The 25,408-nt window shown below is 71.6% G+C and carries 21 protein-coding genes; 6 read left to right on the plus strand and 15 right to left on the minus strand.

From position 1 onward, the window contains the following. Positions 1 to 68 precede the first annotated feature (68 nt). Complete coding sequence (locus tag J0911_RS09535; RefSeq protein ID WP_207275235.1) at positions 69 to 1,349, minus strand: glycosyltransferase; 1,281 nt, start codon at positions 1,347 to 1,349, stop codon at positions 69 to 71. Between the two features lie 151 nt (positions 1,350 to 1,500). Here J0911_RS09535 and J0911_RS09540 point away from each other — a divergent pair, with 151 nt between their 5' ends. Continuing rightward, a complete protein-coding gene (locus J0911_RS09540) occupies positions 1,501 to 2,130 on the plus strand; it encodes a TetR/AcrR family transcriptional regulator (RefSeq protein ID WP_207275236.1) in 630 nt (209 codons plus the stop codon). Positions 2,131 to 2,208: 78 nt separating this feature from the next. Next, on the plus strand, positions 2,209 to 2,694 hold the full coding sequence (locus J0911_RS09545; RefSeq protein ID WP_207275237.1) for a hypothetical protein: 486 nt from the start codon (positions 2,209 to 2,211) through the stop codon (positions 2,692 to 2,694). 156 nt (positions 2,695 to 2,850) lie between these two features. Here J0911_RS09545 and J0911_RS09550 read toward each other — a convergent pair whose 3' ends face one another. Together J0911_RS09550 and J0911_RS09555 are read right to left on the minus strand one after the other, a co-directional pair. After that, positions 2,851 to 3,000 (minus strand): hypothetical protein, encoded by a 150-nt coding sequence (locus J0911_RS09550; RefSeq protein WP_207275238.1) that lies wholly within the window; start codon positions 2,998 to 3,000, stop codon positions 2,851 to 2,853. Positions 3,001 to 3,113: 113 nt separating this feature from the next. Beyond that, entirely contained in the window at positions 3,114 to 3,719 is a 606-nt protein-coding gene (locus tag J0911_RS09555; protein ID WP_307865006.1) for a TetR/AcrR family transcriptional regulator, read from the minus strand. Positions 3,720 to 3,864: 145 nt separating this feature from the next. On the opposite strand from J0911_RS09555, the gene J0911_RS09560 reads away from it, so the two are divergent. After that, positions 3,865 to 4,425, plus strand: a complete 561-nt coding sequence (locus J0911_RS09560; RefSeq protein ID WP_207275240.1) for a hypothetical protein — start codon at positions 3,865 to 3,867, stop codon at positions 4,423 to 4,425. 1 nt (position 4,426) lies between these two features. Continuing rightward, entirely contained in the window at positions 4,427 to 5,869 is a 1,443-nt protein-coding gene (locus tag J0911_RS09565) for a dihydrolipoyl dehydrogenase family protein (RefSeq protein ID WP_207275241.1), read from the plus strand. A gap of 49 nt (positions 5,870 to 5,918) precedes the next feature. Here J0911_RS09565 and J0911_RS09570 read toward each other — a convergent pair whose 3' ends face one another. After that, positions 5,919 to 7,592, minus strand: a complete 1,674-nt coding sequence (locus J0911_RS09570) for a copper resistance CopC/CopD family protein (protein ID WP_207275242.1) — start codon at positions 7,590 to 7,592, stop codon at positions 5,919 to 5,921. Beyond that, positions 7,589 to 8,308 carry a YcnI family copper-binding membrane protein gene (locus J0911_RS09575; protein WP_207275243.1) on the minus strand — a complete coding sequence of 240 codons (720 nt, stop codon included), beginning with the start codon at positions 8,306 to 8,308 and terminating at the stop codon, positions 7,589 to 7,591. Before J0911_RS09575 ends, J0911_RS09570 begins: the two co-directional genes overlap by 4 nt. Before the next feature lie 191 nt (positions 8,309 to 8,499). On the opposite strand from J0911_RS09575, the gene J0911_RS09580 reads away from it, so the two are divergent. Continuing rightward, positions 8,500 to 8,724 (plus strand): tautomerase family protein, encoded by a 225-nt coding sequence (locus J0911_RS09580; protein ID WP_207275244.1) that lies wholly within the window; start codon positions 8,500 to 8,502, stop codon positions 8,722 to 8,724. A 69-nt stretch (positions 8,725 to 8,793) separates the two neighbouring features. Here the strand turns inward: J0911_RS09580 and J0911_RS09585 are convergent, their stop codons facing one another. The 8 genes from J0911_RS09585 to kduI all read right to left on the minus strand — a co-directional run bounded on the left by J0911_RS09585 (position 8,794) and on the right by kduI (position 22,567). Further along, positions 8,794 to 14,541 carry a LamG-like jellyroll fold domain-containing protein gene (locus J0911_RS09585; protein WP_207275245.1) on the minus strand — a complete coding sequence of 1,916 codons (5,748 nt, stop codon included), beginning with the start codon at positions 14,539 to 14,541 and terminating at the stop codon, positions 8,794 to 8,796. Positions 14,542 to 14,670: 129 nt separating this feature from the next. After that, positions 14,671 to 16,161 (minus strand): aldehyde dehydrogenase family protein, encoded by a 1,491-nt coding sequence (locus J0911_RS09590; protein WP_207275246.1) that lies wholly within the window; start codon positions 16,159 to 16,161, stop codon positions 14,671 to 14,673. A 73-nt stretch (positions 16,162 to 16,234) separates the two neighbouring features. After that, entirely contained in the window at positions 16,235 to 17,227 is a 993-nt protein-coding gene (locus tag J0911_RS09595; protein ID WP_207275247.1) for an ABC transporter permease, read from the minus strand. Between the two features lie 2 nt (positions 17,228 to 17,229). Continuing rightward, positions 17,230 to 18,792 carry a sugar ABC transporter ATP-binding protein gene (locus J0911_RS09600; protein WP_207275248.1) on the minus strand — a complete coding sequence of 521 codons (1,563 nt, stop codon included), beginning with the start codon at positions 18,790 to 18,792 and terminating at the stop codon, positions 17,230 to 17,232. Then, a complete protein-coding gene (locus J0911_RS09605; RefSeq protein WP_307865007.1) occupies positions 18,789 to 19,808 on the minus strand; it encodes an ABC transporter permease in 1,020 nt (339 codons plus the stop codon). Before J0911_RS09605 ends, J0911_RS09600 begins: the two co-directional genes overlap by 4 nt. Continuing rightward, entirely contained in the window at positions 19,805 to 20,887 is a 1,083-nt protein-coding gene (locus J0911_RS09610; protein ID WP_207275249.1) for a sugar ABC transporter substrate-binding protein, read from the minus strand. The genes J0911_RS09605 and J0911_RS09610 overlap by 4 nt, the downstream gene beginning before the upstream one ends. Before the next feature lie 73 nt (positions 20,888 to 20,960). Next, on the minus strand, positions 20,961 to 21,752 hold the full coding sequence (gene kduD, locus J0911_RS09615) for a 2-dehydro-3-deoxy-D-gluconate 5-dehydrogenase KduD (protein ID WP_207275250.1): 792 nt from the start codon (positions 21,750 to 21,752) through the stop codon (positions 20,961 to 20,963). Then, the gene (gene kduI, locus J0911_RS09620) at positions 21,749 to 22,567 is read right to left on the minus strand and encodes a 5-dehydro-4-deoxy-D-glucuronate isomerase (protein WP_207275251.1); all 819 of its coding nucleotides are present in this window, start codon (positions 22,565 to 22,567) and stop codon (positions 21,749 to 21,751) included. Before kduI ends, kduD begins: the two co-directional genes overlap by 4 nt. 176 nt (positions 22,568 to 22,743) lie before the next feature. On the opposite strand from kduI, the gene J0911_RS09625 reads away from it, so the two are divergent. Continuing rightward, positions 22,744 to 23,535, plus strand: a complete 792-nt coding sequence (locus J0911_RS09625) for an IclR family transcriptional regulator (protein WP_207275252.1) — start codon at positions 22,744 to 22,746, stop codon at positions 23,533 to 23,535. A 37-nt stretch (positions 23,536 to 23,572) separates the two neighbouring features. Here J0911_RS09625 and J0911_RS09630 read toward each other — a convergent pair whose 3' ends face one another. Both J0911_RS09630 and eda read right to left on the minus strand, forming a co-directional pair. Continuing rightward, positions 23,573 to 24,679 (minus strand): sugar kinase, encoded by a 1,107-nt coding sequence (locus tag J0911_RS09630; protein ID WP_207274452.1) that lies wholly within the window; start codon positions 24,677 to 24,679, stop codon positions 23,573 to 23,575. A gap of 108 nt (positions 24,680 to 24,787) precedes the next feature. After that, the coding region (eda, locus tag J0911_RS09635; RefSeq protein WP_207274784.1) for a bifunctional 4-hydroxy-2-oxoglutarate aldolase/2-dehydro-3-deoxy-phosphogluconate aldolase at positions 24,788 to 25,408 on the minus strand (621 nt) is incomplete at its 5' end.

The raw sequence follows: 25,408 nt of genomic DNA on the forward strand, positions 1-25,408 counted from the left end.
TGATGAGCTCGCCCGAGTCGGTCGAGCTCGCGAACATCCGCCGAAGCGTCTCGGCGTCGTCGTTCTGGTCATTGGGCGCGAGCCGCTGCCTGCTCCAGGCTCCGCACCGCGGTCGCGACGCCGTCCTCCTCGCGCATCGCCCTCGCGATGCGCTCGGCGCCGACCTGGGCGTCCCGCTCCGTCGCCGCCTCGATCGCGGCGGTGAGCGTAGCGGCGGTGAGCCTCTTCTGCGGCAGGGGTGCGGGGCCGACACCGAGGCTCTCGACGCGGCGCCCCCAGAAGGGCTGGTCCGCGACGAAGGGGCAGACGACCTGCGGTCGCCCCGACGCGAACGCGGCCCCGGTCGTGCCCGCTCCGCCGTGGTGCACGACGGCTGCGACGCGCGGGAAGAGTGTGCGGTAGTCGACGTCGGCCACGGGGTGGACACCATCGGGCAGGCCCGTGATGTCCAGGCCGCCCCACCCTGCCCCGACGACCAGTCGGCGGCCGGTGCGGCGCGCCGCCTCCAGCACGATGGCGGTGGTCGCCGCCGGATCGGCGCCCGACATGGATCCGAAGCCGGCGAACACCGGTGCGTCGCCCGCGTCCAGGAATGCCTCCAGGTCCGTCGGCAGCGACGACGGCCGATCGGCGAGATTCCAGTAGCCCGTGAGCCGTGCCTCGGCGGGCCAGTCGGCCGGCCGGGGCAGGACCGTGGGGCTGATGGCGTGCAGGACCAGGGCATGGCCGCCGGCAGGCGTCCGCGTCGGGTCGTGGCGCCCTCGTCGGCGCGGCAGCCCGAGGGCGTCCCGTCGCCAGCGGTCGACGACGTACCCGAACATCGCCGTCGCGCCGCGCATGCCGAGGAACGAGGCCCGGTTCAGGATTCCGGGCAGTCGCGCGGTGAACTCCGCGCCGGGCCAGGCGAACTCGCGGGTGGGTACGTACATCGGGATCGGCAGCGCCAGCACCGCGGGAATCCGCAGCGCCTCGGCCACGTGCTGGCCCGCCACGATCTGACCGTTGTGCACCACGAGGTCCGCGCCGGCGTCCCGTGCCACCTTCCACGAATCCTCCAGGACCTTGGTGAACATGGCCGCCATCCGCGGCATCAGCTCGAGCCTGGACCGGATCCCGCCCTCCAGCAGTTCCCCGGCACGGTCACCGTCGAGCAGTCGCATGGGGCCGTCGTCGACACCGGCGAACGGGACGCCGTGGGACTCGGCGAAGCCGGCGAACCGGTGCGGCGCGACGAGCAACGGCTCGTGGCCGGCGTCCCGGAGACCCTGGGCGAGTGCGACGAAGGGCTGCACGTCACCCCGGGTCCCGAGCGTCATGACCAGGACTTTCATCGGACGGCCGCGGTCCATGGACCACCTCCTCAGAACGTGAAAACAGTCAGCTCAGACTGTTTTTACGACCGTAGCGCCCGGCCTCGCGACTCGTCAACGCCCTTGCCGCGGACCACGCGGTAGGGTCTGGAAACGGAGCCGAGGAGCGTTTTCATGAGGGGGCGTCGACATGCCGGTGGCGTTCACCGAGGCGGAACGCGAGCGGATCACCGCCGCGCTCAAGGCATCGGGGCGGCGGCTGTTCGCCTCCGTGGGCCTGCGCAAGACCTCCCTCGCGGCGCTGGTGAACGACGCGGGCATCGTGAAGTCCACGTTCTACACGTTCTTCGCGTCCAAGGAGGCGCTCTACCTCCACCTTCTGCTGGAGCAGGCGGAGGAGACCCGGCGCCGCACGATCGACGAAGGGCTGCACGCCGGCACCGACGCCCGGGACGCGCTGCGCCGGTTCCTGCACGCGGCGGTCGACGTGCTGTCCACCGATCCCCTGTACCGCCGACTGGTCACGCACCCGGACGAGCTCGCCATGGTGGTCAGCAAGGTCCGCCCCCAGGACGCCCGGCTGCCCGGCAAGGATCCCGCTCCCGTCGACTTCGTGAACGACCTCACCGCCTACATCTCCGAACAGCAGGACGCCGGCGCCGTCACGGGCACCGATCCCGCCGTCGTGGTCGGCGCGCTGCGCACGGTGCTGCTCGTGCCCCTGCACGCCGACGAGTTCGGAGACACCTACCCCGCCGTCCTCGACCTCGCCATCGACGCGCTGACCGCGGGACTCGCGCCGGGGTCCGCCGCCGGCTGACGGGCCACGGGACACCTCCTCACCCCTCGGGACACACCGCGGGATGCGAGCACACGGTCCGCGGGCCAGCATCGAGAGATGCGCACGGAAAGCAGACGGCGTCTCCTGGCGGCGATCCTGCCGGCGGTCCTGATCTGGCCGCTCGGCGCTTGCGGCGACGAGACCCCCGCACCCGGCGAGGACGTGACGGTGGAGGACGTCGCCGAGGCGGAGCTGGGCGAGGAGGACGAGTCAGGCATGGCCGAACGCGTCGTCACGGTCGAGGGCCAGGTCCTCGAGATCCTCGATCCCGGCGCGTTCCTCATCGGCGACCCAGGCGTGCTGGAGCCCTCGGTGCTCGTACTGAGCCGGTCGGCCGACTTCTCCGACCAGGGCCTGGACGTGACCGACGCGCTCGTCGAGGATGCGACGACGGTCGAGGTCACCGGCACCGTCCGGCGACTGTCCCTCGGCGAGTTCCAGGAGGACTACGAGATCCCCTACGACCCGCAGGTGTTCGAGGAGTACGCCGGCGAGTCGGTCATCGTCGCCGAGACGATCAAGGCCTCTGTCGATCTGGAGTAGCGCCACGGAGGTCGGCGACGTCGATCCGGAGCAGCGCCAGGAGGTCGGCGACCGTCCCGCCCCGCGACACCGCTGAGCGGTGGGGCGCCCGGAAGCGCCCCACCGCTCAGCGAGGGGCGGCGCGGGTGACGCGCCGACGGCCCCTGGAGCCGCGCCCTAGGTCCGGGTACGGCGGACCAGGCCGAGGATCAGGCTGATCACGAGAACGATCACACCGATCCAGATCAAGAACTGGCCGATCTCGGTAGCGACCCCCAGAATCACGAGGGCCACACCGATGATGATCAGGATGAGCCAGGACGGCATACCTCACCTCCTCGATCGAGGCGACGCTGGGCGCGTCGCGCTATCTCGACATTCGCGCCGTTCTCACCCACTCGCACCTCCAGGACATCTCGCCCAGATTTCCCGGCGTCGGGCTACGTCCCGGATCGAGGAGCGAGCACTGCCCCGGCGGAGGGCGCGCGGGACGCGGCTCGAACCACCGCCAAGGAACTGCGCAGGAACGACGGCGCCACCCGGGCGGGCTCACCGAGGTAGCCGGCGACCATGACTCCGTCGCGCAGCAGCATGAGGTCGTCGGCGACCGCGGCGGGGTCGGCGAGCCCCAGTGGTGCGACGAGTCGCTCGAAGGCACCGGTCCACCACTCACGGTGGACGCGGACGACCTCGCGGACAGGGCTGCCGGGATCCGGGTACTCCGCCGCCGCGTTGATGAAGGGACAACCGCGGAATCCGGGGGTGCAGGCCATCCCGCCGGTGTGGTCGGCCATCAGGCGCAGCGTCGCCTCGACATCGCCGTCGCCGTGGGAGATCGCCGCGTCGACCCCGGCCCGCTCCCCCTCCGCACGAGCCTCGAGGTAGGCGACGATCAGCTCGTCCTTACCGCGGAAGTGCCGGTAGAAGGTCACCTTGGTGGTGCCCGCGCGCTCGATCACCCGGTCCACGCTCACCGCGCGCAGACCTTCGGCGTAGAAGAGCTCGTTCGCCGCCTCCATCAGCCGTTCCCGCATCGATCCGTGCACGCTCGCGATCATACGTGGCCCTCTCGTCCCGCCCCTTGCGCCGCGCGACGCGGCTGTGTACCGTCACCCTGTAGAGTGACTAGTCATTCTACCTAGGTATCACAGCAAGGTCGCCACCGTGCGGCCGCCTCCGAAGGGAACGCCCATGTCCGCCATCGCGGAAGCATCCGCCACAGACACCGCCAAGGCTCTGCGGCACCTGTACCTCGTCCGATTCGGCTTCGCCGTCGTCTGGGCGATCCTCGTGCTCGCCGTCGCCACGGGTCTCGGCCCGGCCACCGTGGCGCTGCTCGTGCTCTACCCGCTGTTCGACGTCGCCGCGGCCGTCGTCGACTTCCGGACCTCGGGCAGCTCCCGGCCTGCCGCCGCCCTGTACCTCAACATGGCGCTCAGCCTGCTCGCGGCCGTCGGGCTGGGACTCGCGGCCACCTCGGGCGTACCCATGGTGCTGCGGGTGTGGGGAGCCTGGGCGATCGCCGCGGGCGTCGTGCAGCTGGTCGTCGCGATCAACCGCCGCGGGCTCGGCGGCCAGTGGGCCATGATCCTCAGCGGCGGACTCTCGACGTTCGCCGGGACGAGCTTCATCCTCATGGCCGGCGGACCGAATGCGACGCTGACGGCGGTCGCCGGCTACGCCACCCTGGGCGGGATCTTCTTCCTCGTCTCGGCGCTGCGCCTGCGGCACGCGGCGAAGAAGGGTGCCTGAGATGGCCGACACCTTCGACGTCGTGGTCATCGGCGCGGGCCCGGTCGGTGAGAACGTCGCCGACCGGGCGGTCCAGGGCGGGCTCACCGTGGCGATCGTCGAGAGCGAGCTCGTGGGCGGGGAGTGCTCCTACTGGGCCTGCATGCCCACCAAGGCCCTCCTGCGCGACGCCGCCGCGCTGCGCGCGGCGCACCGGCTCCCGGGGGCACGTGCGGCGGTGACGGGTGGCCCGGACCCGGCCGCGGTACTGGCCCGACGCGACGCCTTCGCCTCGCACTGGCATGACGAGGGTCAGGTCGCGTGGCTGACCGGCGCCGGGATCTCCCTGTACCGCGGCACCGGACGGATCGTCGCCACCCGCACCGTCGAGGTCACAGGCGCCGACGGCGAGCCGGTCGTCCTCGAAGCGAGGCACGCGGTCGTCGTCGCCACGGGAACCAGCGCCTTCCGGCCCCCGATCCCGGGACTGGCCGACACCGACCCGTGGAGCAGCAGGGAGGCGGCGTCGGCCCGAACGGTGCCCGAACGGCTGGCGGTCATCGGCGGCGGTGTCGTGGGGGCCGAGATGGCCACCGCCTTCGCGGCGCTGGGCTCCCACGTGACGGTCGTCGCCCGCGACGGACTGCTCCCCTCCGTGGAGCCGTTCGCGAGCGACCTGGTGGTCCGCTCGCTGACGGAGCAGGGTGTCACGCTGCACCTGTCCGCACAGCCGTCCCGTGTCGAACGGGACGAGGACGGTGCCGTGCGCCTCCACCTGACCGACGGCTCGCGTCTCGAGGCCGACCGCGTCCTGGTCGCGACCGGTCGCACACCGAACACGAGGACGATCGGTCTGGAGAACGTCGGGCTGGGAGCGGGAGACTGGCTGGACGTCGACGAGTCCCTGCGCGTCCTGGGTGCCGACGGCACGCCGATCGGCGACGGCTGGCTGTACGCCGCCGGCGACGTCAACCACCGCGCCCTCCTGACACACCAGGGCAAGTACCAGGCCCGGGCGCTCGGGGACGCGATCGCGGCCCGTGCCGAGGGGACCGCCGTCGACGGCTCGCCCTGGGGACGTCACGCCGTCACGGCCGACGACCGCGCGGTGCCGCAGGTGATCTTCACCGACCCGGAGATCGCGACCGTCGGGCACACCGCCGCGACCGCCGCGGCCGCCGGCCTGCGCTTCCGCGCGGTCGAGTACGACCTCGGAGCCGTCGCGGGCGCCTCCCTGCACGCCGACGGGTACGCGGGCCGAGCCGGCATGATCGTCGACGAGGACCGGAAGACCATCGCCGGCTTCACCGTCGTCGGCCCTGACGTGGGAGAGCTCCTCCACGCCGCGACGATCGCCATCACGGGAGAGGTGCCGGTCGACCGGCTGTGGCACGCCGTCCCGGCCTATCCCACGATCAGCGAGGTCTGGCTGCGGCTCCTCGAGACCTACGGACGGCAGGCGTAGCAGTGCGGGAGCGGCGTCGGCCCGGACCGGTTCCCGTGCTGCCCTGCCGTCAGGGCACGCGGAAGGTCACCGTCTCCACCGGGTTGTCGAACTCCGTGGTACGAAGCGACACCCGCACGTCCCACTCGCCGGTCGTCGGCAGCACGACGTCGCCGGCGTAGACACCGGGGCCCAGGGAACTGACCTGGACGGTTCCGAGGTCCACCTCGTCGGTGGCCAGGCTGAGCCGGGGAGCCTCGTAGCCCTCCGTGGGCTCCCCGGCCTCGTCGGTCATCTCGATGGTCACGGTAGCGGGCCCGACGGCCGGCGGGGCGAGCGTGATCCGCGCCGAGACGTCGCCGAGTCGTACCGACTCGACGGCGCCCTCCACCGCGCTCTCACCGGCGGCGACCGCCACGTCACCCTCGGGGCTGCGGTCCACCAGGAAGCCGGTGACCGCCAGGACGGCGACCAGCACGGCCGCCTCCGCGAGCGCTGTCCGGACGAGGGGCGCGCTCCGGAAGCCACGGCCCTTGCGACGCGGCGTCGCACGGGAACGTGGTATCAGGACGAAACGGTTCCACCCGGCGACGGCCACCGCCACCAGGGCCGTGAGGACCTTGACAAGGAGGAGGGCCCCGTAGCCGGAGTCGAGGAGCGCGTCCCAGCTTCCGGCGATCCGCCAGGCCAGGAACGATCCGGCGACCACGAGCACCGCCAGCAGACCGGCCGCCCAGGCCGAGAACCTGCCGAGCACGACGGCCCCGGCGTCCGCGCGCGAGAGGTCCCCGAGCACCGCGGCGATCGCCACCAGGCCCCCGAGCCACAGGGCTCCGGCCGCGAGATGCAGCACGTCCACGCCGACCACCAGGGCCTCGGGCGTCGCGACCCTCGTGTGGCCGGTGAACGCCGGTGCGGTGACCGCCCCCGCGCAGCCGGCCAGCACGAGAGCGCTCCTCGTCCGGCTCGGCGCCGCCGTCGCCGGCAGCGACCAGGTCGCCACCGCGAGCCCGACGACGACGGCGGCGGGGACGACGTACTCGGCCGGCGCGAGCGACGACCAGGTCGAGCCCTCGGTGATCGCCGGGACCGGCAGCCCGAGCTGGTAGAGCGCGATGACCGGCACGGCGGTCCACCAGCCGAGGGCTGCGACGCCGGCGGCCACGCGAGCGACCGGGCGGAGCCGGGCACGCGAACGGTCGGCGACGCGGTCCCGTGGCAGGAAGAGGACGACGAACGCCGCGGTTCCGGCAGCGACGCACAGTCCCGCATAGCCCAGTCCGCGAAGCAGGCCGAGCAGGACGGGGGCTTCGGCATCGGCGTCCGCGCCCGCGGCCGGCACGTCCACCACCTCGCTGGGAGCGCCGACGGCGAAGCTCAGCGACCCGCCGATCGGGTGCCCGTCCTCGGACACCAGCCGCCACAGGACCACGAGCGTGCCGTCGGCGACCTCCTCGTCGAGGTCGACGAAGAGCCGCGATCCGCGGACGGACGCCGAGGAGGCCACCTCCGCGCCGGTCGCGTCGAACACCTTGATGCCCGCCGGCACACCGATCACCGACTCGTCGAAGGTGAACGTGACCCGCTCGGGAGCGGCGTCGAGCACGGCACCTTCTGCGGGGTCGGTGCCCAGGAGCGTCGCGTGGGCCGTGGCACTGCCCGCCGGGCCGAGGACGAGCGCCGAGACGAGGACGACCAGGAACAGCCAGCCACCGGCGCGCGTCCTGGCGTCGCGGCGGTTCATGCGCGGCGGCGGTGTCGCAGCACGCCCACTCCGGCCGCCAGGAAACCCACCACCAGGAGTCCTGCCGCGCCCAGGGCGACCAGGGCCCGCGAGCCGCCACCGGAGGCGGCGCCCGCGCCCGCGCCGTCGGAGGCGGCGCCCGCGCCCTCGGTACCGGACACGGCGCTCGCCGCCTCGGTACCGGCCGGGGCACCCGCGTCCTCGGTACCCGCCGAGGCACCGGCAGCCTCCGGGTCACCGGCCACGACCACGACCGGCGCCGGCCGCTCGAGGTCGTCGTGCCCCTCCCCGTGCTCGGCGACCTCGGTCCAGGCCACCTCGCCCTCCTCGCACCGCTGGACGACCGGGAAGACGAGCGTGGCACCCGCGGCCTCGGGCAGGCGCAGGGAGAACTCGACCTCGTCGTGCTCCCCGTCCGGCAACGGCTCGTCGGTGGTCCAGGTGAGTCCGTCCGCGGTCCGGTCGACCGTCCAGCGGCCCAGGTCGGTGGCACTCACCTCGCCGACCCCCTCGGGTGTCCGGAGGGAGATCGCGGTCGTCGCCGACTCCTCGCACCCGTGCGGGATCTCGACGCGGAGCACCGCCGTGGCGCCCGCCGCGGTGGTGGACGGGGTGATGGTCACGTGCGCCGTGGCCGGCGCCGTCCCGAGGGCGACGAGGCCTACGGCGGCGAGTCCGGACAGGATCACGCGGCGGACGACGGTCGTGCGATTCATGGTGGCTCCCGGCAGATGGAGGTGCCCGCATACCAAACCAGCGGGCAGAACTGTTGTCAAGAATGTGAACCACATGGCCGGAACCATGGACTCGGGCCGGCGTTCCGCGTACCGTGGTTCATGTCAGCGAATCAGAGTCGTGTCCGTGAACACGTAGGTGTGTCGGCGCGGCTGCCTTTCGGAGGGAAGACATGCCCAACATCACCGTCGAGCTGTTGCGTGGCCGCACTCTCGAGCAGCGTCGCGAGTTCGCCAGGGCCGTGGCCGACAACGCCGTCGAGATCCTCGGTGCCCGCCGCCAGGACGTCCGTATGGTCTTCAGCGAGATCACTCCCGACATCGTCGCCAACGGTGGCGTGCTCGCCAGCGAGGACGAGAGCCGGGCCGGCGTGGTGGCCTCCCTGGCCGACGACTGAACGACTCCACCGAGACGGGGCGTGGGCCCGGAGAACNCCTTCTCTCCGGGCCCACGCCCCTTTCACGCGCTACTGCACCCGGACGGTCACCCGGGTCTGTGCCGCCAGCACGAGTTCGCTTCCCGGGTAGGACGCCGTCAGCGTGAGGTCCCGACCACGGGGTCGCGTCACCTCGAAGCTGACCCGGCCGTTGCGGAGCGTTCCGACGACGGTCTCACCGCCCTGGATCGCGACCCGCACCTCCCCGGTCACCGGGACGTCGTGCGGCGCGGTCAGCGACACGTCGACGACCGCTCGTTTGCCCTTGGCCTTCGTCGCGGAGATCTCCATGGTGGGCACCACCTTCTCCACGACGACCCGCACCTTCGACGAGGACGCCCGGTGATCGGCGTCGCCGCCGTAGCGAAGGGTCAGGTCGTGCACCCCGGGCGGCAGCGAGGTCGCCGGCAGCACGAGGGTTCCCCGTCCGTCGGCGATCATGGCCGTCGCGAGGGCGGTGTCGCCGTCGCTCAGCTGGACCGAGCCGGTGGCCGTGTCGGGCGACACCGCCACCGAGACCGTGCCCGCCGTGCCGTAGGTGATGGGCAGGGCCACCCCGGCCACCGCCGTCACCGCCGGTGACTTCACCGTGACCGTCACCGTGGCCGGCGCGGAGCGGTCGGTTCCGTCGTCGGCCCGGTAGGTGAAGACGTCCTTGCCGGAGAACCCGGCGTCGGAGGTGTAGGTGAAGGACCCGTCCGCCTCGAGCGTGACGCTGCCGTTGGCGGGCTGGGTGACCCCGGTCGCCGTGAGCACGTTGCCGTCGGCATCGGTGTCGTTGGCCAGGACGCCGGGTGCCGGCAGCACGAGCGGCTCCCCGCCCACCGCCGCGTAGGCGTCGTCACCCGCCTCCGGCGCCGTGTTGACCGGCGGCTGGTCGTCCTCCTCCACGGTGATCGTCACCGTCGTGGGCTCCGACGTCGCGGTGCCGTCGGAGGCGCGGTAGGTGAACGTGTCGGTCCCCGCGAACCCGCCATCGGGCGTGTAGGTGAAGGACCCGTCACCGTCCATGACGACCTCGCCGTCGGCCGGCTGCGTGAGCCCGGTGGCCGTCAGGTCGTCGCCGTCGGCGTCGGTGTCGTTGCCGAGCACGCCCGGCGCCTCGACGGTGAGGGGTTCGCCCTCGACGGTGCCGTAGGCGTCGGCCGCTCCGACCGGGGCCGAGTTGACCGGCGTCCCGGCATGCAGCTCGCCCACCTGCTCCGCGGTGAGCTCGTAGCCGAACATCCGGAAGTCGTCGACCAGCCCGTCCCAGCGGGCGTCCGGCCAGCTGGTACCGCCGATCAGGTTCGCCGTCGTCTGGCCGCCCACACCGACGTCACCGATGTCGATGGTGAAGTCGTCACGGGTGGCCTGCAGCTCGCCGTCGAAGTAGATCTTGCCGACCGAGCCGCTCTGGGTGAACACGACGTGCGTCCACTCGTCGAGCGGCAGGTCGTTGCCCTGTCCCAGGACCAGACGCTCCTGGGCGCTGCCCGGGGTACCGGGTGCCTTGAACGTCGCGGCGAATCCGGTGGCACCACTGGCCTGGGTGTTGGACTGCAGCAGGAAGAACGTGTCCGTGCTGCTTCCGATCTGCACCAGCGGGACCCAGGTCGGCAGCGCGTCCGGCCGGGCCCAGACGGAGACGCTGAACTGGTCGTCCATCCCCGCCTCGATGTTGTCCGGCAGTTCCACCTGGTTACCCGTGCCCGACCCGCCGCCGGGCAGGTCGACCGCGGCACCGAAGCGCCCGTCGGTGCTCCAGCCGGCGGCCCCGGAGAGGGTCGCCGCCCCGACGGAGCCGTCCAGGCCGGTGTTGGCCGCCGTGGTGCCCTGACCCTCGTCGAAGGCGTAGTGGATCGGCGTCCCCTCACCGGGCGGCGGCCGCTCGACCGTGTGCCGCACGGTCTGCGCGGAGTCGCGCCACCCGTCGTCGGCGAGGAAGCGGACCTCGACGTCGTGCTCCCCCGGTGAGAGGGAGACGTCGGTGAACCGCACCGCGCCGTCGACCACGTCGGCCTGCCCGCCGACCCGCGACCCGTCGACCCACAGCTCCGCGACGCCCTCGGGGGCCGCGCCGGTACCGGCCGAGACCTCGGCCGAGACGGTGACCGGCTCGGCGAACGGCGACGGCGAGCCGGGCTCGACCGTGACCGACGTGGTCGTGGCGAGCGCCGTGCCGTCGGCGTACATCGCCGCGATGTCGGCGTCGCCGAGCGCCGAGGAGTAGACGCGGACGTCGTCCATGAGACCGTCGTAGGCCGGGTCGGGGAAGCCGTTGCGTCCCAGCCAGTTGTTCGACGTCGGCCCGACGTCGGCCATGTCGATCGTCAGGTCCGAGCGGGACGCGATCGGCTCGCCGTTGAGGTAGAGCGTGCCGGTCGCACCCTGCCGGGTGAACGCGACATGGTTCCACTCGTCGACGGCCACGTCCCGGGTCGGGCTGGCGTAGACCCGCTCCTGCAGGGCGTCGCCCTTGGCCTTGAACGTGGCCGCGAGCCCGGTGCTGCCGGCGGCGTTGGTCTGCATCTGGATCTGGAAGTAGCTCCCCGCTCCTTCGAGCCCGTCCCCGATGTGGAACAGGCCGGTCCAGTCCGTGGTCGTGTCGGGCCGCACCCAGAACGAGGTGGTGAAGTTCTCCTCGCCCCGGAGCAGGTCGTCGGGCAGGTCCACCGCGTTGTCGCCCGAGCCGCCCGCGAAGTCGGCGGCGGCGGCGAACACGCCGTCGTCGCTCCATCCGGTCGCGCCCGTCAGCGTGGCGGTGCCCACGGACATGTCCCCACCGGTGTTGGCGGTGTCGGTCCCGGAGCCCTCGTCGAACTCGTAGTGCACCGGGACGTCGGAGGCGCCGGGATCGGAGCCGATGATCACGAGGTCGTCGATCATGAGTCCCGCGCCGGAGTCCCCGGCCGAGATGGTCAGGTCCTGTGACCTCGCGTCGGCGACGAAGGTCCCGACGTACTTCCCGAAGGCTTCCTGCGACGAGAGGTCGGGTGTCGCCGACAGGGTCGTCGACAGGTCACCGATCGAGAGGTCGGCGGTCCCGGGCGCGGTGCCGGCGGACCGGCTGTCGCGGGCGTACCGCAGCGAGACCCGGTACTCGCGGCCCGGGTCGAGACCCTTGACCGTCCGGGTCAGGCTGCCGTCGTCGCCCACGCCGAGGTGGTACCCCGTGAGGCCGAGGCCGCCCTGGCTCGACGCCGCGGCACGGACGAGCTGGACGTCGCTGTCGACCTCCCAGGGGGACATGCGGCCGTTGCCGGGCTCGACGTCGACGACCGCCGGCGGGTTGGCCGAGCGCCACTGAGCCGGGATCCGCGGGTACTCGAGCTGGTCGACCAGGTGCGGGGCCCGGGCGTCCATCTCGACCTCCGGGTCGACCTGGAGGATGTCGGCGACGGACGGCGTGCCGTCCTCGTCGAAGACGAAGAGCATGTACGCACCGGGCGGGGCGTAGGTGCCGTCGGCCGGGGTCTCGATCGTCAGGGAGTCCCCGTCCTGGGCGAACGCCAGGTCCTGGAAATTCTGGTCGTTGTTGAACCCGTGCGTCACCGACCCGTTGCGGATCAGCGTGACCCGCGAGACCGGCCCGTCGGCCTGCACGTCGAACGTGCCGTCGTAGCCGACCTTCTTCGGGACGCCCGTGACCTCCGGGCGCACCGCCGGCTCGTCGCCGTCGAAGAGGTACGCCGGCGAGTAGAACTCCACGTCCGTGTAGTTGCGCGGGCCCGGCGTGCCGCCGCCGCCGACCATCAGGCGGCCGTCAGGCAGGAGCAGCGCGGTCGAGTGGTAGAGGCGGGCGTGCGCGTAGGGCACCTCGACCTCCGTCCACTCGCCGGTGTCGGGGTTCCAGATCTCGGCGTTCGTGACGTAGCCGCCGTTGCCGTTGTTGTCCCGGGAACCGCCGGTGACGATCACGTTGCCGTCGGGCAGCACGGTGGAGGTGGCCCAGTGCCGGGCGTGCTTCATCGGCTCGGTCGCCTCGACGACCGGCGCGTCGGTGCCGCCGGTGATGTCGACGGTGAAGCCCGCACGGGCGCCGTCCGGACCGCCGCCGTTGGCCCACCAGCCGCCGCCCACCTGCAGGATCTTGCCGGGGCGGTACATGGTCGCGGTGGACGTGGCGCCGACGGGGTTGCCGAGCTCGCCCTGGTCGGCGATGTCTCCGGGCAGGGTGCCCCGGAGGATCACCTCGCCGTCGCCCGACGGGTCGAGCTCGTACATCTGCGTGCCGGTGATGTTGAAGACGTTGCCGTTGCCCGGCGCGACGAACGCACGCGGGTACCACCAGCGGTTCTCGTCAGGGCCGTTGCCGTTGCCGCCGTCCCCGTACGCCGCCGCACTGGTGGCGCCCTCCAGCAGCTTCCACGAGCTGCCCTCGTCGGGGGTGTAGATCTCGGGGGTCAGGACGCCTGGACCACCCGGGCCGCCCTTGAGGCTGCCGCCCTGCACGACGACGGAGCCGTCGGGCAGCGTGGTCCCCGTGGGGTACCAGCGCGGGTAGTTCATCGGAGCCTCGTCGCGCAGGCCCTGGTTCGTCGTGTAGCTGGTGACGCCGAGCGACGCGTCGTTCGGCGCGTTGCCGCCCAGGCCGTCGTCGCCGCCGACGGTCATCGTGGCCTGCCGGTGCGGCATCTGGACCTGCATCGAGCAGAACAGGTCGGTGTACGTCGTGTTCGCGACGACGTTGTCCGCGACGTTGGCGGCCGTGCGTTCCTCGGCGGGGTCCCAGACGTCGATCTCCATCTGGCCGCCCTGGGTGACGCACGAGTTGCCGCCGAAGTCGTAGGGCGTGTTGTCGGTGCAGCCCGAGGAGACGCTGCCGAACGACTGGACCTTCCCGTCGGACGTCAGGGCCGCGTTGATCGGGACCAGCGGCCACGGGGTGACCCCGCTCCACGAGCCCTGCTCCGCCTTGTCCGGCGGTGAGCAGTCGGCCGGCAGGAGGCCTGCGGAGTAGGCGAGGCCGTTCTTCATCTGCGTGCGGATCGGGGCCTCGGAGTACGCCGAGCCCTCGTGCCCCATCCCGGTGTACCAGGACCGGCCGGAGTCGATCTCCTGGCACCAGGTGATCGGGTGGCTGCTGCCGTTCTCGCCCATCCCGTAGGACGTCTCGTCGGCCTCCAGCAGGGTGCGGACGTTGGGCGCCGGGTTGACCACCCAGTCGTACCACTCGTCGCTGCGGGTGAACTCGGACGGCAGCCCCTCGGTCAGGGGGTGCGACGTGTCCTTGACGACGACGCGCCCCGGCCGGACGGCGGGATCCTCGGGGTGGCCCTCGGACACGGCGCCGACGAGGCGGGCGTAGAACGGGTTCACGTCGTGCTCGCTCTGCCCGACCGACCATCCGGCGTAGTGCAGGCCCATGTAGCCGCCGCCGCCCCGGATGTAGGACTCGAGCGCGGCCCGCTGCTCGACGTCGAACAGCACGCCTCCGGTCTGGGCGAAGACGACGGCGTCCTTGGTCGCCAGGTTCTCCGGGGTGAACGCGGCCGCGTCGTCGGTCTCCTCGATGTCGACCGGCTGGGAGTACTCCGTGCCCAGCTCGTTCGCCAGGTCACGCACGGCCTCGCGGGCCTGCACGTGGGAGGCGTGGAAGTTGGGCTTGTAGAACAGGAGGACCCGCAGTTCGCCGTCGTCGACGGAGCCGACGGCGGCCTGCGCCGGCGCGGCCTGTGCGACGCCGCCGAGGGGCACGGTCAGCGCGAGGGCCGTCAGGACGGCCGCCAGGCGGGCGGGCGCCCGGCGGGTGCGGTGCGCGTCGCGCCGCGGGTCAGGTCTGCGTAACAGGTTCATCGTTGATCCCTTTTCGCATGGTGTTCATGGAGGTGGCGGCCCGGCCGGCCGTCCCTGGGAGGGCCGGCCGGCCGGAGCCTGTTTCTGGGTAGGTCCGGATCGGTCCGTGTCAGCGCTCGTGGCGCGTGCTCACCGCAGCTCTGCGATGACGGTCTTCAGCTCGGTGTAGTCGTCCAGGCCGAACGAGCCGAGCTCACGGCCCCAGCCGGACTGCTTGTAGCCGCCCCGCGGGAGGGTGACGTCGTCCGCGTGCCAGGTGTTGAGCCACACCGTGCCGGCCCGCAGCTTGCTGCCGACCCGGTGCGCCGTGCCCAGGTCCCGCGACCACACGCCGGCGGCGAGGCCGTAGACCGTGTTGTTGGCGGCGGCGACGACCTCGTCCTCCGAGTCGAACGGGACAGCGGTGATGACGGGCCCGAAGATCTCGTCGGTCTGGACGGCCATCTGCTCGGTGACATCGGTGATGAGGGTCGGCGAGAAGAAGTAGCCGCGGTCGGCGGCCGGGTCGGGGCTCCCGGCGGCGAGGGTGGCACCGTCGGCGAGCGCGCCACGGACGTACCCCATGACCTTCTCGTGCTGCTCGGCCGAGACCAGCGGACCCATCGTGGTCGCCGGGTCGAACGCGTCACCGACCTTGATGGCGCGGGCCGCGGCGGCGACGCCGTCGACCACCTGGTCGAACACCTCGCGCTGGACGTACAGGCGCGAGCCGTTGACGCAGCACTGGCCCTCGTTGAAGTAGCCGGCGAGCGCCGCACCGGCGATCGCGGCGTCGAGGTCGGCGTCGGCGAAGATGATGTTGGGCGCCTTGCCGCCGAGCTCGAGCGACACCTTCTTGAGGTTCTTCGAGGCGCCGGCGGCGATCTTCTTGCCGACCTCCGTGCTGCCGGTGAAGGCGACCTTGTCGACACCGGAGTGGTCGACCAGGGCGGCGCCGGCGTCCCCGAAGCCGGGCAGGACGTTGACGACACCGGCGGGGAGGCCGGCCTCCAGCAGCAGTTCGCCGAGCCGGAGGGCGGTGAGCGGGGTCTGCTCGGCCGGCTTGAGCACGATGGTGTTGCCCGCGGTGATCGACGGGATCACCTTGAAGGCGGCCATCGTGAGGGGGAAGTTCCACGGCACGATGCCGGCGACGACGCCGATGGCCTCGCGGCGGGTGTACGCGTGGAAGTCACGGCCGGGCACCGACATCGGGATCGTCGTGCCCTCCATCTTCGTGGCCCAGCCGGCGAAGTAGCGGAACAGCTCGGCCGCGACGCCGACGTCACCCCGGGCGGACGCGATGCTTTTGCCGTTGTCGAGGGACTCGAGCTGGGCGAACTCCTCGGCGCGCTCGTCGATCATGTCGCCGACCCGCCACAGCAGGTGCGAACGGTCGCGCGGGGTCATCCGGGACCACGCCGAGCCGGGCTCGAACGCGTTGCGGGCGGCCGAGACCGCGCGGTCGGCGTCGACCACGGACGCCCGGGAGACCTGGACGAGTTCCTTCTCGGTCGCCGGATTCACCGTGGCGAACGTCCTGCCGTCCTTGGCCTCGACCCACTCGCCGTCGATCAGCAGCTGCTTGGGCGAGGAGAGGAACGAGGAGACGGCGGGCAGGAGGTGGGAGCTTTCGGACATGGGGAACCTTCCGTGGTGTCGGGTCGTCGGTCGATGGCCGGCCGGGGTGCCCGGCCGTGACGTGGTGCGGCGGCTACTTGATGGTCAGCACCTTCGATCGGTCGAGGGTGAGCGCGACGGCGGCGACGATGATCGCGCCGTAGAGGATCTGCTCGTAGGCGGACGGGACGCCGACGATCGGCAGCCCGACGCGGAGCAGTGTCACGACGAGCGCCCCGGCGAGGCTGCGCCACAGCGAGCCGTGACCACCCGTGATGGCGGTACCGCCCACCACGATGGCCGCCACCGCGGGCAGGAGCAGGTTGTCGGCCATGGTGGGGCTGCCGCTGAAGTTGCGCGAGACGAGCATGACCGCGGCGAGGCCGGCGCACGCACCGGAGACCGTGAAGGCGGCGATCTTGACCACGTCGACCGGCGCACCGGCGAGCCGGGCCGCCGACTCGGAGTACCCCGTGGCGCGGATCCAGCTCTCGAGCGGTGTGAGGCGCAGGACGAGGGAGACGACCACCACGACGAGCAGCGCGACGACGAAGGCCATCGGCACCACACCGCCGACGTACAGCGTGAGCCAGTGGGTGGCGTCCCGGTCGACCACGCGGATCGGGCCGGCGTCGGAGATCACCAGGGCGATCGCGGAGAAGATGCTCATCCCGCCGAGGGTGACGATGAACGACGGGATGCGCAGCAGCACGTGGGCGACGCCCTGTACCGCGCCGATCGCGGCGGTGGCCGCGATGACCGCGACGGTCGTGAGCCCTCCGGCGTCGGGCAGCCACAGCGCGAAGAAGACCGTCGCCAGCGAGCAGAGCGCGGCGATCGACAGGTCGATCCCGCCGCACAGCACCACGAGGGTGGCGCCGGCGGCGAGCACGACGAGCGGTGCGGAGGTGCGGGCCGCCGCCGTGAGGCTGTTGAGGGTCAGGAAGCCGGGGTCGGCGACGGTCAGCGCCGCCAGCAGCACGACGAGCGCGATCACCGGCATGAACGACGTGAGACGCCGGCCCACGCCGGCACGGCCGGTGACGGCCGCCTCGGCCGCCGGCGTGGTGATGACGGGTGTGGACATGGTCAGACCATCTCCTTGACGAGGTCGAGCGGGGTCGGCTTGTCCCCCGTCGGGGCCGCGACCTCCGTGGTCGCACGGCCGTCGCTCATCACGACGATCCGGTCGGACATGCCGATCGCCTCCTCGAGGCTGTCGGCCAGCAGCACCATGGCGACGCCCTGGTTGGCGAGCTCGCGCAGGAGCCGGTAGACCTCCGAACGCGCCCCGACGTCCAGCCCGCGGGTCGGGTGGTCGAGCAGCAGCAGACGGACGTCGCCAGCCACCAGCCAGCGGGCCAGGACCACCTTCTGCTGGTTGCCGCCCGACAGGCGCTGGATCGCGGTACCGCGGTCCGGGGTGCGGATCGAGAGCCTCTCGATCCATCCGTCCACCAGCTTCGCCTGCTTCCCCGGCCGCACCACGGGGCCCGTGCAGCGGGACTTCTGCTTGGTGAGCGTCATGTTGTCCGCGACCGACATCGGGCCGACCATGCCCTCCGTCTTGCGCTCGGCCGGGACGTACCCCACGCCGGCGGCGCACGCCGCGCGGGTACCGGACAGGTCCAGCTTCTCGCCGTCGAGCACGACGTCGCCGGCCGTGGTGGGCTCGGCGCCGAAGAGAGCCCGGCACACGTCCTCGCGGCCGGAACCGTGGACGCCGACGATGCCGACGATCTCCCCGGCGTGCACGTCGAGGTCGACGTCCCGGAAGGACCTGCCGGACAGCCCGCGCACGACGAGGCGGGGCCGGCGCGGCTCGTCGCGCCGCTCCGCGGCCGCGCCGTGGTAGTGGTCGTCGGACCCGGTCGACCCGATCATCATCCGGTGCAGCTCGGCCGGCGCGGCCTCCGCGGCCGGCACCTCGCCCACCGACCGGCCGCCGCGGAGCACGGCGACCCGGTCGCAGACGTCGAGCACCTCGTCGAGCCGGTGCGAGACGAACACGACGGACGCGAACTCGCGCAGCCGGCGTACCTGCGTGAAGAGGGTCTCGATCTCCTTGGACTCCAGCACCGAGGTGGGCTCGTCGAGGATGATCACCGGCGGGTGGGACGTGCGCTCCTCGATGCGGAGCACCTTGGCGATCTCGACCATCTGCCGGTCGGCGAAGGTGAGGGAGTCGGTGCGGGCGAGCGGGTCGATGTGCGACCCGATCTTGTCGAGCTGCTCCTGCGCGAGCCGGCGCAGAGTGTTCCAGCGGTAGATGCCGTGACGCACGCCCGGCCCCTCGCTGCCGAGCACGATGTTCTCCGCGGCGGTGAGGTTGGGCACGAGCGACTGCTCCTGGAACACCATGCCGATGCCGTGGTTCGCGGCGTCGGTGATGCTGCCCAGCCGCACCTTCTCCCCCCGCACCCAGATCTCGCCGGCATCCGGCCTGACCAGCCCGACCAGAGCCTTGAGCAGGGTGGACTTGCCGGCGCCGTTCTCGCCCGCCAGCCCCAGGACCTCGTTCCGGCGCACGACCAGGTCGACGCCGTCGAGCGCCTTGACGCCCGGGTAGTGCTTGACCAGACCGCGCACCTCGAGGGCGGGCGCGGATGCCGGTACCCGTGGCTCGGGCCGGCGTGAGAGGTTCGTGGTCACTTCGTCACCTGGTTCCTACGACGCTGTGGGATGACCGCGGCCGCGACGGCCGCGACGACGATGAGGCCCTGGACACCGCCCTGCCAGTACGGGCTCACCCCGATCTGGACGAGACCGTTGGTGAGCACCGTCACGAGCAGGACACCGACCGCCGAGTGGAGGATGCCTCCGCGGCCGCCGATGAGCAGTGTGCCGCCGACGACGGCGGCCGCGATGGCGGAGAAGTCGTAGCCCTTGCCCGCCTGGACGAGCCCGGCGCCGAGCTGGCTGGTGACCATCACGCCGGCGAGGCCGTAGAACGCGCCTGCCATCGTGAAGACCGCCACCTTGTAGGGCGCGACCCGCACCCCGGAGAGCGCCAGCACCTCCTCGGCACCGCCGATCGCGAACGCGTACCGGCCCAGACGCGAGTAGCGCTGCACCAGCCAGCCCACGAGCACGCAGGCGAAGGCGATCCAGGTGAGGTGGGCCAGACCGAGGAACCGTTCGACGGCCAGGCCCTCCAGCATCCGGTCGGAGACGTTGGGCTGCACCCCCGCGAACATCAGGGTCGCCACACCGAGTCCCACCGCGGAGATCCCGAGCGTGGTCATGAAGGACGGCACCTTCAGCGTGACCAGGGCGAGCCCGCTGAGGCAGCCGAGCCCGGCGCCGAGCAGGACAGCGACGACGACGCCGAGCAGCCCGAAGTCGTTGTCGTTGCGGTTGTTGGCGACCAGGAGTGCGACCGCGATCGCGGACGCGCCCATGATCCCGGGGGCGGACAGGTCGATCGACCCCATCATCAGGACGAACGTGATGCCGCACGTCACAACGGTGAGTACGGCCGCGGCGTCCAGGACGTTCTGCACGTTCGAGAGGGTCCGGAATCCCGGGCTGAGAGCCGCGAAGACCCCGAAGACGACGACCAGGGCGACCGGTGGGCCCGCGTCCCGGAGCGACACCCCCCGCCGAGGCCGGGGGCGCCGCGCGTGCACGACCTCGAGGTCGGCGTCGGCGGGGGATGTCACGGTCACGACATCGCACCCTGCGAACGGCTGAACAGGTTGTCGCAGGCGAAGTCCGACTCGGTGGTCTCCGGGGAGACGAAGTCGGCGACGTTGTCCTGGTCGATGAGGAACTGCTCCGCGAACCAGGCGCGGTCCTCGTCGGCGATGTCCCCGGCGGCGAGCTCACCGGTGGCCACGCAGTAGCCGATGGCCAGGCCGATACCGCCCTGCCAGGGGCCGTCGCTCGAGACGGTGGCCGTCATGCTGCCTTCCTCGATCGCCGTGAGCGCGTCGGGCACGGCGTCGATACCCACCACGGCCACGTCCGTGCGGCCGGCCTGCTGCAGCGCCTCCAGGGCGCCGAGAGCCATGTCGTCGTTGGCGGCCCAGATGCCCTCGATATCCTCGCCGTGCTTGGTGAGGAGTGTCTTGGTGACCTCCAGGGCCTCCGCGCGGGAGAAGTTGGCGGTCTGGTCGTCGAGCAGCTCGACGTCCGGGTTGGCGGCCAGCGACTCCTCGAACCCGGCGAACCGGTCCTTGGCGGCGCCGGTGTCCAGGACGCCCTGCAGGGCGATCACGCCGCCCGAGCCGCCGATGGCCTCGGCCAGCGCGTCCCCGATCTGCCGGCCGGACTCCACGCCGTCGTAGGTGATGTGCGACAGCCAGTAGTCGTAGTCGGTGACGTTCAGGTCGGCGGGCTTGTTCCACTGGGTGACGAGGTAGGCGCCCGCCTCCTCGGCCCCCTCGACGATGGGCGGGGTGTCGGAGTCGCCGTTGGGCAGGACGTTCATGACGAGACACTCGGTGTCGCCGGCGAGCAGCTGACTGATCTGCTCCTGCTGGCGCGTCGAGTCGCCGTCGTAGGTGAGCCGCTGCTGCGTGAGACCGACCTGCTCGGCGAACGTGTCGCCGCCGTCGAGCCATGCCGCCTCGTAGGGATTGGACTCGTTGCGCACCTGGCCCACCAGGGTGACGTCCGCCGGGTCGCAGGCACCGGCCGCGGCGGCGGGTCCGCCCCCGCCGACCTCCTCGGTGCAGCCCGTGAGAGTGGCGGCGGCCAGGGTGACCCCGATGGCGGCTGCCGTGTGTCGAGAGGTGAACTTCATTGTCATTCCTCGATTTCTTTCGGTGCCGGTACTCCGGCGGTGGGACTGAGCAGGAAGGAGACGGGGGACGGGATCAGCGGGCCATCCAGCCGCCGTCGACGGCCAGGACGTGCCCGTTGACGTAGTCGGCGGCCGAGGAGCTGAGGAACACGGCTGCGCCGGCGATGTCCTCGGGGGTGCCCCAACGTCCGGCCGGGATGCGGTCGAGGATGGCACGGGCGCGGTCCGCGTCCTCGCGGAGCGCCGTGGTGTTGTCGGTGACCATGTATCCCGGCGCGATGGCGTTGACCTGGACGCCGTGCGGCCCCCACTCGTTGGCCAGCGCCTTGGTCACGCCGGCGACGCCGTGCTTGCTCGCGGCGTACGACACCACCCGCAGGCCTCCCTGGAAGGACAGGAGGCTGGCGATGCTGACGATCTTGCCGTGGCCGCGCTCGACCATCGGCCGGCCGAGCTGCTGGGTGAGGAAGAAGAGTCCGTTGAGGTTGACGTCGAGCACCCGCTGCCAGGAGCCGCGGCCGACGGCGACGGAGTCCTCACGGTCGATGATCCCGGCGTTGTTGACCACGACGTCGATCCGGCGTGAGGCGTTCAGGTCGGCGCCGACCCGCTCGACCGCGTCGAGGTCGCTCACGTCGAGATCGACGGTCTCGGCCTTCGCCCCCAGATCGATGACCCGGTCGCGGGTCTCGTCCTGGCGGCCCGGCCGGCCGAGCAGGACGACGTCGGCGCCCGCTCGGGCGAGCCCGAGCGCGATCGCCTGGCCGAGCCCCCGCCCCGCGCCCGTCACCACCGCGCACCTGCCGGTCAGGTCGAAGGGAGAGCGTGGCGCGTCGGACGGACGCGCTGCCGGGTCGGTCGTCACAGCTCCTCCAGAGCCACGGGGCTCAGGTCGGTGTACGTGTTGTTCTCTCCGGCCATCGCCCAGATGAAGGCGTACGACCCGGTGCCGGCCCCGGAGTGGATCGACCACGGCGGCGAGATCACGGCCTCGCGGTTGCGGAGCACGAGATGCCGGGTCGCGCCGGGCCGGCCCAGGAAGTGGAAGACGCGGTCGTCCTCGGCGAGGTCGACGTAGCAGTAGACCTCGGTGCGACGGTCGTGCAGGTGCGGCGGGAACGTGTTCCAGACCGATCCGCGGGCCACGACGGTCACCCCGAACTGGAGGACCGAGGTCCGCAGGTCCTGACCCCAGGCGTAGCGGAAGAGGTTGCGCTCGTTGGCCGCCTCGGCCGAACCCAGGGAGACCGGTTCCACCTCGCTGTGGCTGAGCGCCTGGGTCGGGTACGTCGCGTGGGCCGGGGCCGACACGAAGTAGAAGGCGGCCTCGGCGCCGCCGAACGACACCTCGCTCCCCCGGCCGACGTACAGCCCGTCGAGGTGCTCCAGCTCGAACTTCTCCCCGTCGACGACGACGTGCCCCGCGGACCCGACGTTGATGACGCCGAGTTCCCGGCGCTCGAGGTGGTGATCGGTACCCAGCACCTCGGTCCAGGCCGGCAGGTCCAACTCGTCGGCACCGGGCTGGGCGCCGCCGATCACCATCCGGTCGTCGTGGGTGTACGTGCCCCGGACCTCACCACTCACGAAAAGGTCTGGGACCAGGAAGTTCTCCCGCAGGTCCGCAGTGGTGGCCGTCTCGGCGGTGGCCGGAGATGTCGAGTATCGAACCTGGATCATGAAGTCACCCTCGGTTTGTGAACTGCGTTCGTCCATGTGAACCCGTCCGACGATAGACGTGAGGCGGGTCACGGGTCAAGGGGTGGAAACCTGTCCATGTATGCGAACTGAGAGGTACTCTTGTTTCACCCGGGATGGCCCCGGGTGCGCGCGGCAAGCAGCAGAGGAGAGCGTTCATGCAGCTTCAGAGGGAGACGTCCGGCTCCAGCGACGTCGGGCCGGTCAAGTCGGCGGCCCGCGCGCTCGACCTGCTGGACGACATCGCGGCCAACGGCCCCGGAACCCAGCTGCAACTGTCGACGCGCCTCGGCATCCCCAAGAGCAGCCTCCACGCGCTGCTGCGGACGATGACCGACCGGGGCTGGCTGCAGACCGACCCCACCGGGAGCGTCTACCAGCTCGGCATCCATTCGCTGGTCGTGAGCTCGGCCTATCTGGACGGCGATCCGGTGCTGGCCCGGGCCACGGCCGTGCTCGACGAGGTGGCCGCCGCCACGCAGGAGACGGTCCACCTCGGCCGCCTCGACGGCGCCGACGTCATCTACACGGCCAAACGCGAGTCGGTGCACCCGCTGCGCATGCACTCCGCCGTCGGACGGCGGCTGCCCGCGTACGCCACCTCGCTGGGGCGCGCCCTGCTCGCCGAGATGCCGGTCGAGTCCCGCCGCGATCTGGTGCCGGACTCGATCTCCGCGATCACCTCGCACACGACCACCGACAAAGAGGCGGTGCTCGAGATCATCGACCGCGCGGCCTACCAGGGCTACGCCACCGAGAGCGAGGAGTCGTGCCTGGGCGTGCGCTGCTTCGGCGTGGCACTCCCCTTCAGCAACCGGGCCGTCGACGCCATGAGCGTCGCCGTACCGATCAGCCGGCTCGGCAACGGCCGCGAGGACCTCATCATCGAGACCCTGCTCAGCGTGAAGGCGAAACTGGCGGCCGTGCAGGGCCACAGCCTGGTGCGCTGAGGCCCTGCGGGCCGGACCGTGCGGGCAGTGGCCGGCGTCAGCGGTCGACGCGGGCGCTGCCGCCGCGGGCGAGTTTGGTGACTTCGGGCAGGGTGGCGGTGGTGGTGTCTCCGGGAGTGGTCATGGCCAGGGCGCCGTGCGCGGCGCCGTACTGGACGGCCTGTTCCAGGGTGTCCAGTTCCATCAGCCCGTACGCCAGCCCCGAGGCGAACGAGTCACCCCCACCCACCCGGTCGAAGATCTCCAGACCCGGCCGGTGGGTCGCCTCGGCGAACCCCTCGAGACGCGACCACGCGATCGCACCCCAGTCGTTCACCGTCGCGGTCCGCACCCCCCGCAACGTGGTCGCCACGACCTGGAAGTTGTCGTACTCGCCCGAGGCCCGCTCGATCATGGCCCGGAACGCGCCCGTGTCCAGATCCGTCAGATCCTGCGACACGCCCTCCACCTCGAACCCGAGACAGGCCGTGAAGTCCTCCTCGTTCCCGATCATCACATCCACATGCCGCGCCAGCCTGCGGTTGACCTCCCGCGCCCGGGCCACCCCACCGATCCCCTTCCACAACGAAGGCCGATAGTTCAGGTCATAGGACACGACCGTGCCGTGGCGGCGGGCGGCCGCCATCGCCGCCTCGGCCACATCCGCGGCCGACTCCGACAACGCCGCGAAGATCCCACCCGTGTGCAGCCACCGCACCCCCGAGGAGAACAACGCCTCCCAGTCCACATCCTCCGGCCGCATCTGCGAGACCGCGGTATGCCCCCGGTCACTCACCCCCAACGCCCCACGCACCCCGAACCCCCGCTCGGTGAAGTTCAACCCGTTACGCACCCGCCGCCCGATCCCGTCGAACTCCCGCCACCGCACCCACGACGTGTCCAACCCGCCCCCCAGCATCAGATCCTCCACCAGCCGGCCCACATCGTTGTCCGCCAACGCCGTCACGATCGCGCCCCGCAACCCGAAACACCGCCGCAACCCCCGAGCCACGTTGTACTCACCACCCCCCTCCCACACATCGAACCGGCGCGCGTTACGCACACGCCGCTCACCCGGATCCAGACGAAGCATGACCTCCCCGAGCGCGACAACGTCATACCGGCACTCGGCCGCGGGACGGACAGACAACGAAGCATTCATCATCGAACTCCTTCACGAGAACAAGGCCACCAAGGCCACCGGACACCGCCAGACACACCAGACACGCCAGGCACAGGCACGCCAGGAGCAACAGGACACAGGCACGACACCTCAGGCACGCGACCCCGCCACGATCGACACAGCCCGCGCCGTACGACGAGTGATCTCCGCGAAATCACCCGCCACCACCAAGCCCCTGTCCACCATCCACGACCCACCCACCGCCAGCACCGACGGCAGACCGAGGTAGTCCGGCAGGTTCCCGGCACCCACCCCACCGGTCGGCACGAACCGCACCTGCCCGAACGGCCCCGACAGCGCCTTGATCACGGCAGGCCCACCCACGACACCGGCCGGGAACAACTTGACGGTCGAGATACCAAGCTCCAGCGCGGCCATCACCTCCGACGCCGTGGCCACACCCGGCACAACCGGCACACCCGCCTCCTGCGCCGCACGGACCACCGACACACTCAACCCCGGCGACACCACGAACGAAGCACCAGCCGCCACCGCCTCGTCCACCTGACGCGCATCCACCACCGTCCCAGCACCCACCAACATGCCCGGATGCCGGTCAACGATCGCCTCGATGACAGCCCCCGCACCAGCCCTACGAAAAGTAACCTCAGCCACCGGCAAACCACCCTCATCCAACGCCCCCGCCACACCAAGCCCCTGCCCGACATCATCGACAACAACAACAGGAACCACCCCCGCGCGCCCGAGACG

Source organism: Myceligenerans salitolerans, assembly GCF_017349295.1.
Taxonomy (GTDB): domain Bacteria; phylum Actinomycetota; class Actinomycetes; order Actinomycetales; family Cellulomonadaceae; genus Myceligenerans; species Myceligenerans salitolerans.

Bases quoted from the DNA above. Each gene is read 5' to 3' on its own strand.
- J0911_RS09535 (WP_207275235.1), bottom strand. From the start codon at position 1,349: ATGGACCGCGGCCGTCCGATGAAAGTCCTGGTCATGACGCTCGGGACC.
- J0911_RS09540 (WP_207275236.1), top strand. From the start codon at position 1,501: ATGCCGGTGGCGTTCACCGAGGCGGAACGCGAGCGGATCACCGCCGCG.
- J0911_RS09545 (WP_207275237.1), top strand. From the start codon at position 2,209: ATGCGCACGGAAAGCAGACGGCGTCTCCTGGCGGCGATCCTGCCGGCG.
- J0911_RS09550 (WP_207275238.1), bottom strand. From the start codon at position 3,000: ATGCCGTCCTGGCTCATCCTGATCATCATCGGTGTGGCCCTCGTGATT.
- J0911_RS09560 (WP_207275240.1), top strand. From the start codon at position 3,865: ATGTCCGCCATCGCGGAAGCATCCGCCACAGACACCGCCAAGGCTCTG.
- J0911_RS09565 (WP_207275241.1), top strand. From the start codon at position 4,427: ATGGCCGACACCTTCGACGTCGTGGTCATCGGCGCGGGCCCGGTCGGT.
- J0911_RS09570 (WP_207275242.1), bottom strand. From the start codon at position 7,592: ATGAACCGCCGCGACGCCAGGACGCGCGCCGGTGGCTGGCTGTTCCTG.
- J0911_RS09575 (WP_207275243.1), bottom strand. From the start codon at position 8,308: ATGAATCGCACGACCGTCGTCCGCCGCGTGATCCTGTCCGGACTCGCC.
- J0911_RS09580 (WP_207275244.1), top strand. From the start codon at position 8,500: ATGCCCAACATCACCGTCGAGCTGTTGCGTGGCCGCACTCTCGAGCAG.
- J0911_RS09585 (WP_207275245.1), bottom strand. From the start codon at position 14,541: ATGAACCTGTTACGCAGACCTGACCCGCGGCGCGACGCGCACCGCACC.
- J0911_RS09590 (WP_207275246.1), bottom strand. From the start codon at position 16,161: ATGTCCGAAAGCTCCCACCTCCTGCCCGCCGTCTCCTCGTTCCTCTCC.
- J0911_RS09595 (WP_207275247.1), bottom strand. From the start codon at position 17,227: ATGTCCACACCCGTCATCACCACGCCGGCGGCCGAGGCGGCCGTCACC.
- J0911_RS09610 (WP_207275249.1), bottom strand. From the start codon at position 20,887: ATGAAGTTCACCTCTCGACACACGGCAGCCGCCATCGGGGTCACCCTG.
- kduI (WP_207275251.1), bottom strand. From the start codon at position 22,567: ATGATCCAGGTTCGATACTCGACATCTCCGGCCACCGCCGAGACGGCC.
- J0911_RS09625 (WP_207275252.1), top strand. From the start codon at position 22,744: ATGCAGCTTCAGAGGGAGACGTCCGGCTCCAGCGACGTCGGGCCGGTC.
- J0911_RS09630 (WP_207274452.1), bottom strand. From the start codon at position 24,679: ATGATGAATGCTTCGTTGTCTGTCCGTCCCGCGGCCGAGTGCCGGTAT.